General features: G+C 56.4%; 12 protein-coding genes. 4 read left to right on the top strand and 8 right to left on the bottom strand.

The window, feature by feature from the left end; translation table 11 throughout:
* The first annotated feature begins 59 nt into the window (after positions 1-59).
* The gene (locus tag GOX75_RS01580; protein ID WP_171120682.1) at positions 60-1,745 is read left to right on the top strand and encodes a chloride channel protein; all 1,686 of its coding nucleotides are present in this window, start codon (positions 60-62) and stop codon (positions 1,743-1,745) included.
* On the opposite strand, the gene GOX75_RS01585 is transcribed toward GOX75_RS01580, so the two are convergent.
* On the bottom strand, positions 1,742-3,109 hold the full coding sequence (locus tag GOX75_RS01585) for a DUF3179 domain-containing protein (protein WP_171120684.1): 1,368 nt from the start codon (positions 3,107-3,109) through the stop codon (positions 1,742-1,744). The genes GOX75_RS01580 and GOX75_RS01585 overlap by 4 nt on opposite strands.
* A gap of 239 nt (positions 3,110-3,348) precedes the next feature.
* On the opposite strand from GOX75_RS01585, the gene GOX75_RS01590 reads away from it, so the two are divergent.
* Positions 3,349-4,974: a PQQ-dependent sugar dehydrogenase gene (locus GOX75_RS01590; RefSeq protein ID WP_171120686.1), complete on the top strand. Its 1,626-nt coding sequence runs from the start codon at positions 3,349-3,351 to the stop codon at positions 4,972-4,974.
* A 599-nt stretch (positions 4,975-5,573) separates the two neighbouring features.
* A complete protein-coding gene (locus GOX75_RS01595) occupies positions 5,574-6,899 on the top strand; it encodes a hypothetical protein (protein WP_171120688.1) in 1,326 nt (441 codons plus the stop codon).
* Here the strand turns inward: GOX75_RS01595 and GOX75_RS01600 are convergent.
* From GOX75_RS01600 to cobS, 7 genes are all read right to left on the bottom strand, one after another.
* Positions 6,896-7,237 carry a DUF427 domain-containing protein gene (locus tag GOX75_RS01600; protein WP_171120690.1) on the bottom strand — a complete coding sequence of 114 codons (342 nt, stop codon included), beginning with the start codon at positions 7,235-7,237 and terminating at the stop codon, positions 6,896-6,898. The genes GOX75_RS01595 and GOX75_RS01600 overlap by 4 nt on opposite strands.
* Before the next feature lie 60 nt (positions 7,238-7,297).
* On the bottom strand, positions 7,298-9,079 hold the full coding sequence (locus GOX75_RS01605) for an aminopeptidase P family protein (RefSeq protein WP_171120692.1): 1,782 nt from the start codon (positions 9,077-9,079) through the stop codon (positions 7,298-7,300).
* Between the two features lie 54 nt (positions 9,080-9,133).
* Complete coding sequence (gene cobT / locus GOX75_RS01610; protein WP_171120694.1) at positions 9,134-11,011, bottom strand: cobaltochelatase subunit CobT; 1,878 nt, start codon at positions 11,009-11,011, stop codon at positions 9,134-9,136.
* 92 nt (positions 11,012-11,103) lie between these two features.
* On the bottom strand, positions 11,104-11,481 hold the full coding sequence (locus tag GOX75_RS01615) for a hypothetical protein (protein WP_171120696.1): 378 nt from the start codon (positions 11,479-11,481) through the stop codon (positions 11,104-11,106).
* A gap of 168 nt (positions 11,482-11,649) precedes the next feature.
* Complete coding sequence (locus GOX75_RS01620; protein ID WP_171120698.1) at positions 11,650-11,931, bottom strand: hypothetical protein; 282 nt, start codon at positions 11,929-11,931, stop codon at positions 11,650-11,652.
* On the bottom strand, positions 11,932-13,134 hold the full coding sequence (locus GOX75_RS01625) for a glycosyltransferase family 25 protein (RefSeq protein ID WP_171120700.1): 1,203 nt from the start codon (positions 13,132-13,134) through the stop codon (positions 11,932-11,934). It lies immediately after the preceding gene.
* A 7-nt stretch (positions 13,135-13,141) separates the two neighbouring features.
* Entirely contained in the window at positions 13,142-14,125 is a 984-nt protein-coding gene (gene cobS / locus GOX75_RS01630; protein ID WP_171120702.1) for a cobaltochelatase subunit CobS, read from the bottom strand.
* Between the two features lie 493 nt (positions 14,126-14,618).
* Here cobS and GOX75_RS01635 point away from each other — a divergent pair, with 493 nt between their 5' ends.
* Positions 14,619-15,500, top strand: coding sequence for a Hint domain-containing protein (locus tag GOX75_RS01635; protein ID WP_171120704.1), 882 nt, complete (start codon positions 14,619-14,621; stop codon positions 15,498-15,500).
* Positions 15,501-15,510: the final 10 nt, after the last annotated feature.

Genomic DNA, 15,510 nt, shown 5'->3' on the forward strand with positions numbered 1-15,510 from the left:
GCCTTTTATATGTGCCCACCGTGGCTTAGTAAGGCATATGAATTGATCCCCGAGGGCACATGACTCAGTCGACCCGTACCGTTTTGCGCAACCAGCTCAATCAGGCTATGGCCGCGATGAAGGATGCGTGGCGGGTGATGCGGCGTCGGGGCCCCAGCCAAATTCAGTTCTGGTTCATTGCTTTGGCCATCGGGATCGCGGCTGGCTTCATGGCGCTGGGATTTCGCAAGGCAATCCGGGCACTTCAGGCCTATGTCTATGACACCGAAGACATCCTGCTGCTGCATAGCCATGCGGAAAAGCTGCCGTGGTTCGTGATCCTGATCACGCCCATCATTGGCGGTCTGGTTGTTGGCATCATCCTGCACAGATTCACCGATGACGGGCGCGTTCGTTCCGTCGCCGACGTGATTGAGGGCGCGGCGCTGACCGATGGCCGGGTTGAACGCAAGGCCGGGATCGCGTCCTTGTTCGCGTCCCTGATTACACTAAGTACGGGCGGATCGACGGGCCGCGAAGGTCCGGTGGTGCACATGGCCGGTGTCATCTCGACATGGGTCAGCGACCGTATTAACGCCGACGGCATTACCGGGCGCGACCTGTTGGGATGTGCGGTTGCGGCCGCAGTATCGGCCAGCTTCAATTCTCCGATCGCGGGTGCGCTTTTCGCGCTCGAGGTCGTCTTGCGGCATTTTGCAGTTCACGCTTTTGCGCCGATCGTCATCGCGTCGGTGGCGGGCACGGTGATCAACAGGTTGGAATATGGCGACGTCACCGAGTTCGTTCTGGAAACGCCCGGCTCGCTGCAATTCTATGTCGAGCTACCCGCATTTCTGATCCTTGGCCTGATCTGCGGGCTGGTTTCCCTGCTGCTGATGCGATCAATCTTTTTCGCCGAGGACTTCGGCAACCACATTCAGGCCCGATTGTCCCTGCCGCGTTGGTTGCGGCCAGCCGTGTCGGGCGCGATGCTGGGGCTTCTGGCGATCTGGTTCCCGCACATCATCGGGGTTGGATACGAAACCACGGTCCGTGCCTTGACCGGAGATTTGGTGCTTTCCGCTGCTATTGTCTTTGCCGTGGTCAAAACCGTTGCGTTGGCCATTACGATGGGCGGACGGATGGGGGGCGGGGTGTTCTCGCCTTCGCTGATGATCGGCGCGCTGACCGGGTTGGCCTTCGGCCTTGTCGCGACGGGTCTGCTGCCGGATGTATCTGGCACGCATACTCTCTATGCGTTTGCGGGGATGGGGGCCGTTGCCGCCGCGGTGCTGGGGGCGCCGATATCGACCACGATGATTGTTTTTGAACTGACCGGAGACTGGCAAATCGGTCTGGCCGTAATGGTTTCGGTGTCCATGTCGACCGCGCTGGCCTCGCGCTTAGTCGACAGATCGTTCTTCCTGACACAGCTTGAGCGCCGCGATGTCCACCTGGCCGCTGGCCCGCAGGCTTATCTGTTGGCGATGCTCCGCGCCGGATCAGTGATGCGCCCGATCGGTGATCCACAGTCAATCACCAAGGACGAAGCACAGGATCTGATAGAACAAGGCCTGTGCGTTCAGGCCAGCGCCACGTTAGAGGCCGCGATGCCTTACTTCGACCGGGTGGACATCCCGTGCATTCCGGTCGTCGTGATGGATGAGGACGGCTGCGAAAACCCCGTTGGTGCCCTGTACCACATTGACGCGCTCAAAGCCTATAACCGGGCTTTGGCGGCGACGGCGGCCGAGGAACATTCTTAACCGGGATACACAGTCGCGGCGTCCCCCAGATAGTTATCCCACGCAAACCAGTACGAGATATGTCCCGCGACGCGTGGCAACCGGGTGCCATCAGGCCCGATCAAGGCCTCTTCGGTCATTGTCCATTTCCGGCCCGCCTGATCAACCAAACCGCTGTCAGACGCCGTGAATTGGTTTGACTTCCTCTCGTAGGCCCGGACCGCGCGCTTGTCTGGGTTTCCGACCAAAACCAGCGCCTTGTTGTCGATTGCGTCATTGATCACGCGGGTCTTGCTGAAAGCGTTCAAAGGCCAAGCCCGCGCCGCGCCAAATTGACGAATGGCGAACACATAGTCCTTCTGCTGATGTCTGGATTGATCGACCAGCGCCGGGAACATCAACTCGGGCGATGCGAAGTAATCGCGATAGACTACGCCCGATCCATAGTTTCTGCGGTGCCCGGTTTTGAGGGACAGAACCTTGGTGTCCGGGTGCGAGGTTTTCCAGCTTTGCCATGTGGTGATCACAACTGGTCGCTGCTTCAGTTCAATCCCGCTGCTGACCAAGGGGCCAACAACCGGTTTACCGGTGTATTGGTTCCATAACGAGTGTGTCTCGCGGTCGAACATCAGCTTGTTCGAGCGGTATAGAAAACCTGATGAGCCAAAGACCAGAGGCTTGCTCCGCCCGGCCACTTGCGTTTCAAATAGAATTCCAGAACCACACAGCGTACAATAGGCCAGCGCGACAGGTGCGCCGCCGATGACTTCATTGAACATTTCGTGCCAGCCCATAATCCGTAACGGATAGGCGCGTGTGTCTCCGTTGATCGAGACCCCGAAAACCAGATCGCTGTCTTTCAGGTATTCCGCCCGAGACACCGGCACCAGTGTCGGATTATCCAGAGATGGGATACCATCCTTGTGAACCCCACCCCATGTGATCTCTTCTAGCCGGATTTTCATCTTCTCGGGCTGAAGGTATTCAGGGCGCAGAAAATCGTCGAAATTCGGATCGATTCCCAATAGCACCTCGCGCTTGAATGGGATCAGCGACGGATGTGGGGTCAGTTGCGGGTTGTTCTCTTGCCACAGCATCCAATCGAACCAATCGGTTCCGATAGTCTCGCCCGTAAGATCGCGCATCACGCCGGTGATCTCGTTGCTTCGCTGCCGCCCGTACCGCATCGCGGTCAGCAGGGCAGGGACGACATCCGGATTTCCACGCGCGACCAGATAAGCCATACCTTCGGCAAACTCGGAATTGCTGCCATACAGGGTGGAACGCACCGCCTGCAAAACAGGATCGGATTGTGACCACAACGCTGTGGGCAGGGCAAGCCCGGCCCCAAATGCTCCGACGAAACTGCGGCGGGTGATCGACATGGCGTCCTCCGATGATGTGTTGTGCCATTTTGCCCGCAAATCGGTTCACTTGCATTGAAAAGGCGCGTGAGGAACGCGTGAAGTTTGTTCGATTTGGGGCGTGGTTGAAGTCTATTGGCCCCAATCGTTCGCAGGAATTGGCAAGCCGGGTTGATACTGTTGAAGTTTCCGGTTTCTATGAGCCCGAGCAGCACCCGCAGTAATGGCGGATAACAAAAAAACTAGGTTGAGGTCAGGCAATGAGCATCGTGAAACGACTGTTGAGTAGCCCCGTTATCACGGTGACGTTGGCAGGTTCGCTGGGCCTGATGATGTGGGAAGTCCACCAACTGCGCACAAGTCATGTTGGGATAACTCATTCCGCTCCGATCTGGTCTGGGGATCGCGTTGCGCAAGTCGAAACCATTTTCACCGCCCTCAACATGAAAGAACTGGACGTCCCCGTGGACCGTGCGGGCAGCGGTGGAGCGTTGACCAGTTTAGGAAATGACCTGATCGTCATGACTCATGAAGGCGGGTTTTTCGAAGTCAGCGGCGATGAAGCCGTGACGCTTGATATTGCGCCGCCGCCCAACGGGTGGGAGGCCATGCTTGATTTCGAAGAGGCCAACCCGGATTACAACTTTGCGCATTTTTACTTTCGCTATAACGACGTAGACGTCGTCGACGGTAAGCTGATTGTCTCATTCACCGAGTGGGTAGAAGCCGACAATTGCTATCGCACGACCTTGTCCACTGCTCCGCTGAACGGCACCTCTGTCGATGCGGTGTCAATCAGTTCGGATGACTGGACCATTCTATACGCAACGGATCCCTGTCTTGCGCCCAACCCGGACGGGCGCGCGATTCAGGGCCATATGGCGGGCGGTCGGTTCCGTGTGGACGATGATGGGACATTGTATCTGGCGGCTGGCGACTATGCGATGGACGGAACCTATTCGCCGGTGGCGCTGTCGCAGGATCCTGACCAGATGTACGGCAAGGTACTTGCCGTCGATACGGCAACAGGTGAGCACCGCGTTCTCAGTCAGGGCCACTCGAACATGCAGGGGATCGCGTTTGATGCCGATGGCCGATTGTGGACGGTCGAGCATGGCCGTCGCGGAGGGGATGAACTGAACCTTATTCGTGAGGGGTCAGATTACGGGTGGCCGCAGGTTTCGCTGGGTACGCGGTACAATAAGTTGCCTTTGCCGGATACGCTTGATTACGGACGCCACCCGGAATTCCAGCTTCCAGCCTATTCGTGGTTGCCCTCGGTCGCCGTAAGCTCATTAGCGCCAGTGGACGATTTCCATCCGGCGTGGGACGGTGACATGCTGGCGGGGTCCTTGGCCGGAAACAGCCTGTTCCGCATTCGCACGAACGGCGAAGGCATCCTGTTCGCCGAGCGCATTCCGCTTGGCTTTCGCATCCGCTATGTCCATCAGCATGGAGACACGATCGCACTTTGGACCGACCAGAAAAAGGTGCTGCATCTGACGGTTGGAGAGTTTGATCCAAGCTACCAGTTCGCTGTTGCCAAAATTGGCGATCTTGGTTTGTCGAACAGAACCGCCGGCGCAGTCGAAACCGCATTGGACGGTTGCGCCGAATGTCACGGTTTTGGCGTACTTCCTAGCGCAAGCGCCCCGTCATTGGGCGAGGTCTACGGCAGAAAGATCGCGGGTCTCACAGATTTTGATTATTCGCAGTCGCTTTCGTCGGTCGGAGGAGAGTGGACGCGCGAGCAGTTGGTAGCATTTCTGGACAATCCGCAATCTGTGGCCCAGGACACCTCGATGCCTGACCCGGCGCTGGACGACCCAGAAGTTATTAACGCTTTGGTGGATATCCTGATTTCTCTGCGCGAGCAGGCTGAATAACCTCTGATTTTTGTGTGAAGGAAGGCCTCGGGCGCGTCTGAAGCAGCACGGATTTTTGCTTGGAAACAGCAATCGCCGCAAAGTTAGGCTTTGGGCATTCTTGCGTGCTTAAGAACGCACCGAGCCAGCAGTGGAACTTGTTCGACGCCCATTGGAATGGCTTGTTTTCTTGATTCAAACAGCAAATTTCAGCTATTATCGGCAAAGTTGGCCCGGATAATTTATTGAGTTCAATTGGTATTCGTTCTTCTTAACCGGGTATCTGGCACTACGAATACACGTAATTTCAAACAACTAGACGACAAATATACGAATTTGCACCAAGGCTCATGAGATTTGGGGGCAACTTATTATGTTTTTACTGCGTCTCGCTTTGTGTACATCAAATTACACTACTGCCTCTGCGCGTGCATGGTGTCCGGCGCTTTTGGGGCCGCTTGGCAGAACTTGGGCCATCTATTGCTTGTGGAAGTTCCGAATACTCCGCTCTGAACCTTTCAGATGCGCAGAGTACCCTTTGGTTCACGCCCGTGTTCCGATGAATTGCCGGGGCGGAAAGCGAATTCTAAATCCGGTTTCGTGTAGAAAAGGGTCTTTGCATGCGCGTTTTTGATGCCGCATTGATCGGCGCTGGCCCTGCTGGTTATGCCGCCCTGACCGCGATGAAGGGTTATTCCGGATCGTTGGTTGTTGTTACGGGTGCGACGTCCCAACCCTTTGAGGGGGGGCCGGCCAAAATAGTTTCGGTTGCTTATGAACGGCGCGAGCCCGCCTATTTGGCCGAACGAACGGCAGTGTCCGGAGATGCCCCTCCAATGTTTGTTGCCGCAGAAATTGGTGGTTTGGCCAATTATTGGGGAAAACAGCTTCAGGTCTATGACAGGGATGACCCTTGGGGACAGGGACGATTCCTTGAAAACTGGCGGGCTTACCGCGAAGCGTGCGACGCAGTACAATCCGATTTTGAAGTGGTTGGCGGCGTTCGTCGGCAGAAACTGGAAAACGGATTTGAAAAAAGCGCACCGCGCCTTCTGACGGGAACCAAGGACGAGCCCGGGTCTGGATTGCGCGCTATGGCAAATGCGGTGGAAAAGCGCCTGCGTGAAATGCCGGATGTCGAAATCCGCGACGGTCGGGTACAGCGTATCGAAACCGAACAGGAACTTGTTCGGTTAGAGCTTGACGACGGTACCCGGATTAAGGCTCGTCGCGTGTTTCTGGCTGCCGGTGTTCTTGGCACGGCAACTTTGCTGGCACGTAGCCTAAGGGCAGCGACCGAGATCAGATTTCGTGATCATGCACCTTACACGATCAATTGCCTCAGGCTCGCCCGTATACTTGGGTCGCCCCGCAGCTATACGAACCGAGGGAATTTCAACGCGCTGACGCTCAAGTGGAAACAAGACGGGCTTTGTAAGCTGTTTGCCTCAGTCTACACGGTGTCCCAAGCCCCGCTGAGTATGCTAACGACCAGGTTTGGTCTGGGGCCTCACTTCCGTGGTCGACGCATTGGACGCATTATTGATTTTGTCCAGCCAGTGCGGATTTGGACACCGAAAACGCTGGTTCAGTTCCACCATTTACCGGGCCAGGACCGGATAGAGGCGATACAGACGCCGAAACCGGATATGGACGAATACTTGCAGCATCTTCTCGACTGGCTCGCCTCTCATGGCGTGCGCAGCGCATTGGGCATCACTGACCCCGGTCAAGGGTTTCACTATCACAGGCTGACCCTTGGGCAGCGTCATGAGCCCGTGGATCGGGTCGTGCGATCTGCTTTCGACGGGAAGGTCCGTGTGATCGACGCATCCTGCCTGCCTGAGATTGGCTGCCCTCCGCATACGTTGACCTCAATGGCGCAGGCGTTCGGACGTGTCCGTCATGACATGGCAACTGTCGAGGCGGTGAAAGAGGCGATCTAGATTTGTTCGACCTTGACCGACTCGATCTTATAAAAGGCAACGTAGCCCTTGATTTCCAGGGCTGATGGGATTGGGTCTTCGTAGCTCCATGCTGCGTTTTCAGTGACAGAGGATTTGTTCACAATCGAAAAATGCGTGGCATCGCCCTTGTGCGGGCAATGCGTGCGTTTTTCGGTGCGATCCAGAAACGCCATGGCAATGTCTGAGCGAGGGAAGTAGATTACAGGGTCAAGATCGCCTTCCAAAAGCTCCAGCGCATTTGTGCTTTCACCAAGGATAGCGCCTCCGGACCGGACGCTCCATTTCCCCGGTGCTTTACGGATTGTGATCTTGGTCATACGTATTCCATCCCTTTGTTCTGGGCTTCTCCTCTGCCCGGTGTTTGTAACAGTCCGGTGTCAGACCGGCCCGGTTGCGGCATCCAACCACAGCTGCGCCTCTGCGCCCAGCCTAGGCCTGATTTTTTCCGCAACGTCGCGGTGATAGGCGTTCAGCCAATCGCGTTCGTCAGTGGTAAGCATCTCGACCACAATCAACCGTTGGTCAATCGGGACAAAAGTCAGAGTACACCAGTTCAGCATCGCGCGTTCGGCATCACCACCGGGCAGGGCGGGCGCCTCTTGCACAGCCACCAGATTTTCGATCCGGATTCCGAAAGCGCCCTCGCGGTAGTAGCCAGGTTCGTTTGACAGGATCATACCGGGTTGCAGCGGGACTGAGCTGACACGCGACAGACGCTGGGGGCCTTCGTGAACGCTTAGATAAGCGCCGACCCCGTGGCCGACCCCGTGATTGAAATCCTGCCCTGCCGCCCAGAGCGGTGCGCGCGCGATACATTCAACGTCGCGTCCTGCCAAACCAACGGGCCAGCGCAACATGGACATGTTAATCATGCCCTTCAACACGCGGGTGAAGCAGGTTTTTTCCTCTTCGCCGACCTCTCCGACGGCGATGGTCCGGGTGATATCTGTCGTACCATCCAAATACTGGCCGCCGCTGTCCAGAACCAGTATGTGTCCGTCTTTTAACAAGCTGTCGGTTTCTTCGGTCACGCGATAGTGCATGATCGCACCGTTGGGGCCGGTTCCGGCGATCGTGTCGAACGAGATGTCCTGCAGGGCGTTGTCCGTGCGCCGGTTTTCTTCCAGCCGGGTAACGACTTGGGTCTCGGTCACTGTGCCGGGGGGCTGTGCATCCAGCCAGCACAGGGTTTCGACAACCGCTACGGCGTCGCGCAAGTGCGCCTTGGCGCTGCCAGCGATTTCGGCCAGGTTCTTGCAGGCCTTGGGCAGGGCGCACGGGTCGCCGCCGTCATTCATCCGATCTGACAAGATATCCGCTACGGCTTGTGGCAACGTGCCCAGATCGACCTGTACCTTGCCATCAAGCGCAGCGAGGCTGTCCAAGAACGCGTTCGGTTCGTGGATATTCACCCTGTCACCCAGAGGAATGACCAGTTTTTCCTTGGTCATGAACAGATCCACCAGCCCATCGGCATGTAGAATCGCGAATCCGTGTGCCACAGGATTGTAGCCGATATCTGAGCCGCGAATGTTCAACAACCACATGATCGAGTCCGGCAGGGTAATCACAGCGGCCGAACATCCTGCATCGCGCAGGCCCTTGGCCAAGCGTGTGATTTTGCTTTCTGCGGTTTCTCCAGCGAATTCCAGAGGGTGAGCCTTGACGGGATTTAATGGCGGCTCCGGTTGGTCGTTCCAAACACGGTCGACGAGGTTATCGCTGCGCATCAGTTCGATACCACTGCCGGACAGCTCTTTCTGGGCGGCTGAGATCTGCCCGGCGGCGTGCAACCAAGGGTCAAAGCCAACTTTTCCCCCGTTCGGCAGTTGTTCCTTCAACCACGCACTCAGGCCGACTTCGGGCCAAGGCACCGGGGTGAAGTCGGACGCGACCTGTGCCTTGACCTGAGTACGGTAGCGTCCGTCAACAAACACGCCTGCGATGTCTGACAGGGCAACACAAAATCCGGCTGATCCGGTAAATCCGGTCAACCACGCCAGACGCTCGTCCCGTGGGGCGACATATTCTCCCTGATGCGCGTCCGCGCGCGGGGTCAGGAAACCATCCAACCCCTCTTGCGCTAGCTCCTTCCGCAGCGCAGCCAAGCGCGGTGGGCCTTGTTCCGGACGTGCGGTCACGGCAAAGGATTGAAACATGTCTCACCTCATTCAGATCGGAGTGCACTCCGTTTAGTTTTAGGATTAGGCGCGTTAGCCTACTTTCCTCATCCCCATGACCCTGGCGCGCGCCCTTGGGTCGCTGTCAAACAGTGCTGCCAATTGTTCGGTCATCGCACCGGCCAGTTGTTCGACGTCCGTAATTGTAACCGCGCGGTCGTAATAACGCGTCACGTCATGGCCGATCCCGATAGCAAGCAGTTCGACCATCTTGCGCTTCTCAACCATTGCGATCACGTCGCGCAGGTGTTTTTCCAGATAATTTGCAGGGTTAACGCTGAGAGTTGAATCATCGACCGGCGCACCATCGGAAATCACCATCAAGATCTTGCGCTGTTCGCGCCGGGCCATCATCCGACGATGCGCCCATTCCAGCGCCTCGCCGTCGATGTTTTCCTTCAGCAGACCTTCTTTCATCATCAGGCCAAGGTTGGGGCGTGCGCGACGCCACGGAGCATCCGCGCCCTTGTAAATAATATGGCGAAGGTCGTTCAGCCGCCCGGGTTGCTGGGGGCGACCGTCGTTCAGCCACGCCTCGCGTGCCTGACCACCCTTCCAGGCGCGGGTGGTGAAGCCCAGAATTTCGACCTTAACATTGCAGCGTTCCAGCGTCCGCGCCAGAACATCAGCGCATATCGCTGCGATCGAGATCGGACGCCCGCGCATCGACCCGGAATTATCCAACAAAAGCGTCACGACGGTGTCGCGGAACTCGGTATCCTTCTCGATTTTGAAACTGAGCGGAGTTGTCGGGTTCGCGATGACACGTGCCAGACGTCCAGCATCCAAAATGCCTTCCTCACGGTCGAATTCCCACGATCGGTTCTGCTGCGCCTGCAGGCGGCGTTGCAGTTTGTTGGCCAGACGGCTGACCGCGCCCTTCAGCGGTTCAAGCTGTTGATCGAGATAGGCGCGCAGCCGTTCCAACTCGGCGGGTTCGGCCAAATCCTCGGCCTCGATCTCTTCGTCAAAAGTATTCAGGTAGACTTTGTAATCAGGGTCCGCCTCAGAGGCCGGAGGCGGGGCGGGCGGCTCTAGCGGGGCCTCGCCTTCGGGCATCTCTGCCTCTTCGCCCATCTCGTCGTCGGCCATTTCGTCCATCGAGACCTGAGCCTGAGATTGGTCCTGCTGCTCTTCCTGAGATTGCTCAGGGGTGGCATCGGCTTCTTGTTCATCCTGATCGTCCTGGCCGGTGCTATCAGGATCGGGCTGTTCTTCTGCGTCGTCCTCGGCCCGATCTTCCTGTTCTTCGTCCAGCTCGTCAGGGTCATCCCCCAATTGGTCGCCGTATCCCAGATCCTTGATCATCTTACGGGCAAACTTTGCAAACTCTGCCTGATCCGAGAGAATATCATCGAGGCTTTCAAGCGTTCCCCCAGCTTGTTCTTCGATGAATCCGCGCCAAAGGTTCATGATGTTATCTGCTGCCTGGGGCAGGTCACGACCAGTCGCCAGATGTCGGATCAGATAACCTGCCGCAACGGCCAAAGGCGCATCAGCAGGTTGTTTGCACTGGTCATACCCACGGCGGATAGCTTCGTGTTCAATTTTGACGTCGATATTGGACGCGGTGCCGGGCATGTCCCGTGCGCCCATCGCCTCGCACCGGGCGGTCTCCATCGCTTCGTACAGATCGCGCGCCATATCTCCCGGAGGGGCATAGCGTGCGTGCGTTGCATCGTCGTGGTATTTGCGTTGCAGCGCCAGTGCATCGGCGGTTCCGCGCGCCAGCAGAACCTCTTCGCGAGTCATGCGGCGGCTGACTTGCGGCAGGCGCATAGATTCACCCGACATGCCCGACGGATCGACCGTGTATGAGACGTTCAGCTCGGGATCATCGGCCATCACTTTCGTGGCTTCGGCCAAAGCTTTCTTGAACGGATCAGCGGGGTTATCGATTGGTTTGCTCATCGGCGGCAGGTCCGGTTGTGTTCTGTCCCGGCAACCTAGAACCATTCCGGGGTCTTGACCATAGGGCCAGCCCTGTTTTCATGCAAACAGGGTTACAACAGGACGGCGCGGCACTCGGATATCCGGTGCTCCAATTGGAGTTCAGCCCCAGCGGCGATCCGGGCATCAAAGCTGTAGTCCATATCGGCCAATAGATACGCGACCTCAACCCAGCCACGCACACGCCAGCGTTTGGGCTGATGCTCCTCAACGCCTTCGGACAGCGCCCAAGGCAACACCGCTTCGAGCATCTGGTCAAATTGAACGCGAAGGATCTCTGCCGAATTCGCTTTGCTACCCAAGCGGGCCTTTTGCCGCGCAGCCAATGCTTCGAGCCGTCCTGAACATACGGCAAACAACTCTGCCCGGTCAGTGGGCTTGGAAGGAAGGGCTGCAACCGGCGAGGAAAACGTAACGGCAATCGTGACCACGATTAAAAGAAATCTGAAACATGACATGTGTGAATGTAGCATGGATATTAATTGTATATACTTTAATTATACAAAATACATCGCGCTACGTGATCAAAACACAACATTGATATATGGTTTTAACCAATGTGGTCGCTAAATCGGGGCCCGATAAGGCGGAAAATTTGACTAGGTTGCTCCCACGGGGGAGTTGTAGCCGTATTCCTCACAGTATTCATTCAGAAGCGCCCGGGCTTGTGGTCCGATCACTTCCCACTGTTCTGCGTCGATCTGAGGTTTTTCGTGATGCTTGCCCTTATACAGCTTCTCGGCGTTTACAGGGCCGATATCCAGATTGTCCTTGTGAACCTTGAAACCTTTGTCCTGAAGAAAGTCGATCAGGGCCTCAGAGTCGGTTTCAATTCGGAATACAAAGTCCGGGTTCTGCCCACGAATGATGGACGCCCACAATCAAAGCGACGCGATAGCCCGTTCGATATCAGTCTCAAAACCGTTCAGATCAATCCCTGTTTCCGCAAGAATGTGGGTCCGGCGAAACTCGTATGATGCAGGGGCATGTGCGTTTTCGCGAATAATCGAGGGAATGGCTGTGGCCGGATCCCGAACCGTCTGGATCATGAATTGCCACTTTAGGGCTTTGCGCGTTTGGGCGACCGGGTCAGCGGCCCAAGGGTTTTCCGCCGCGTCCACCGCAAACATCCACGAACTAATGCCGTCCTTACCGTCAGCTTCGTGACCGACATCCAAGCCGGACTTGGTACACAGTTCGGCCACGAAACCAGTTCCGGTTCGAGGATGACCTACGCATAAAATTGGTCGTTGATATACATGCTGAACATGGTGCTTCAACCGACGCTCAAACTCGGCAAGTTCAGTGTCCCGATTGTGTTTCTTTAGGTATTCCAAGCGGTTTTTCTTGGGGTGAATGTAGGAATCCGTTGCGCCTTCGGACCAGGACAAATCCGAAGCAACAGGCGGGAAAATCGTGAGAGAATCCTCGGGCGTCGCAACCTCGCCATGCAAAAACACATCCGACGTTGTGTCCACACGGTCGAAGCGATCAATGAGCTTTGCGGCAAACCCCGAAGTGAGCGCATAGCACGGGTTCGACATTTTGACCTTGTGATTTGTGCGGAATCGCTTGAAACGACCATGATCCTTGGACAATGCCCACCCAAGTCGCAACATCATTGTTGATCTTCGGGTGAAGTCGATGTTTCCACGCTCGATCCCGTGCCAGAGCTTTCGCAATACACGCGACGTCCAAGGGTGGAGCACAATATCATCTTCCATCACGAGGACCCTACCGTCCTGCTGACTGGTAAGCCGCCATATGTCCAAGTGACTGGCAAAGTTTGCGACCTGCTGAGGAATCAGCACGTTGTTAGGGCAATCGCAATCGTTCATCCCGCACCGAAAACACGGCGGGAACGTCGCTATGCGTTGTTCTTCATAGAGCGACTGAACGGCTGGATGATCCGGCGTAAAAGCGTCATGCCATTCAAATGCAGTGATCCCGTACTCTGCCAGATGAGAAGGGATACGATCGCGACGTTCCTGAGCCTCGGGAAGGCTCAAGACAATAATCCGGTCGATAATGCCCTCAAAGACACCGAGTCCGGTGGACGGACGCGGGTCAGATCCGAACAGCATTTACGACTTATCCCAATGAGGCGTTTGCCGCGCTTTCAGGCAGTTCTTCGTCAAAGCAGCGCTGGTAGAACTCGGCAACCGTCTGACGTTCAAGTTCATCACATTTGTTCAGGAAAGACAGGCGGAACGCGTAGCCGACATTGCGGAAAATTTCGGCGTTTTGCGCCCAGTTGATGACCGTTCGGGGGCTCATGACTGTGGACAGATCGCCATTCATGAAGGCGGTTCGTGTCAGGTCTGCAACAGTGACCATCTGGCTAACGATCTTGCGTCCTTCCGCCGTGTTATAATGAGGGGCCTTGGACAGAACGATCATCGTTTCAGCGTCATGGCTGAGGTAGTTCAGCGTTGCGACCAAAGACCAGCGGTCCATTTGCGCCTGGTTGATCTGCTGGGTGCCGTGGTACAGACCCGTCGTGTCGCCCAGACCAACGGTGTTGGCGGTTGCGAACATGCGGAAATACCGGTGCGGCGTCAGGATTTCGTTCTGATCCAGCAGGGTCAGGCTGCCGTTGGCTTCCAGCACGCGCTGCAGCACGAACATCACGTCCGCGCGCCCGGCGTCGTATTCGTCGAACACGATCGCAACCGGATTGCGCAGGGCCCAAGGCAGAATACCTTCGCTGAATTCGGTGATTTGAACGCCGTCGCGTAGTTTGATCGCGTCTTTGCCGATCAGGTCGATCCGGCTGATGTGGCTGTCGAGATTAACGCGCACGGCGGGCCAGTTCAGACGCGCGGCAACCTGTTCAATATGCGTCGACTTACCCGTGCCGTGATAGCCTTGGATCATCACCCGGCGGTTGTGGGTAAATCCTGCCAAAATCGCCAGCGTGGTATCAGGGTCGAACTTATAGGTCGGATCAATCTCGGGCACCCGCTCGGTCACTTCGTAGAAGCGTTTGACCTGCATGTCGGTGTCGATGCCGAAGACTTCGCGAACCGAAATCTCATCTGATGGTTTTGCGTTTGCGTCAATCGGCCAATCCATGCCTGTCGTCCTTATCCTGATACCGCAGCCTCACGAGGGGCCTTCGACACTGTGTGTGGTGCAACATATTGAGAGCAAGGGCAAGGGAAAGCCGCCTGAGCAGTGGCGCAGGCGGGTGTTTCTTCGGTGCTGGCCTGAAAGTCGTGTATTTTTCGTCACTGAGAAATGTCGCTGAGGGCCTTTGGGGCTGTGTCGCTTCACCAGCCCAGGGCGAGTTTGAAATGTTTCCCAACCATTCATTCTGAGCCGGTCATCGGTCGTCTGTCGGGACGTTTTAGCAATTCTCGGATGGCTCTGCGGCAATCACCCGAATAGTCGCCTGCGCGCCTTTGATTTGCGTTAATTGACAATTAAGGTGATAATACATGGTGTTTTTTGTATGAGTGCAGAGTGTTGGTCATGGGTTCCAAGATCAAAGCCTCTTTTGATTGCTGCGTCATGTCGGGCGGTGGTCGGACTGTTTTGATACCTTGCAGGGCTAGGGGCGCGGTCCATGCCATTTGACGTGCTCCTTCATAATGTCGGGACCACCGGTGGTGGCGACTATATCGTTCGCAACTCGACCCAAACCGCGATCATTGATGGCCAGACAATTTCGTTTGATGGGGGAACGACCTTTCAGCCCTATACCTATCTTGGTCAAGGGAACTATCGGGGCACAGGGGAATCCGGTGAATTTATCCAAGTTGGCGGCAATATCTATGCCTGGGATACCGATGATCCGACTGGCCCAATGCAAACCGGAAATTGGAAGATTGATGAGGGCGATCTCGACCCAACGGACCCGCCATGCTTTGTGGCGGGAACATTAATCGAGACAGATCGGGGTCCACGCCCGGTAGAAGACCTGAAAATTGGGGAATGGGTTCGCGGGGCAGGGGGACAATCTCTACCCATTGTCTGGATCGGTCAGCGAACCCTTACTGCGCAGACCTTGCGTATACAGCCAAAGTACCGGCCAGTGCGGATCCAACGGGACGCGTTGGGTGCGGGATTGCCCAACCGGGATCTATATGTGTCACCCCAGCACCGGATCGTTCTCGAGGGGTGGCGGGCCGAATTGCTGTTTGGTGAAGAGAGCGTATTTTGCGCCGCTATTCATCTGGTCAACGGAGATACGGTTCATCAAGTGCAAGCAGATAAGCCGGTGACGTACTATCACATCGCCTGCGAGGAACACGCTATACTGACTTCCCAGGGTTTGCACAGCGAAAGCCTGTATCTGGGGGATCGCGCGCTAAAGTCCTTTCAGCGCGAGGACGTCGCCGAATTGCTTGCGTTATTTCCCGAACTGGAAGGTACCAGATCAATGCTAAAAACGCGGCTGCGTTGCCTCAAGCGGGCCGAAGCCAACGCATTGCAAGGTTTGTTTTAGCGATGTGCCG

It is taken from the genome of Ruegeria sp. HKCCD7251, from assembly GCF_013031165.1.
Classification (GTDB): domain Bacteria; phylum Pseudomonadota; class Alphaproteobacteria; order Rhodobacterales; family Rhodobacteraceae; genus Ruegeria.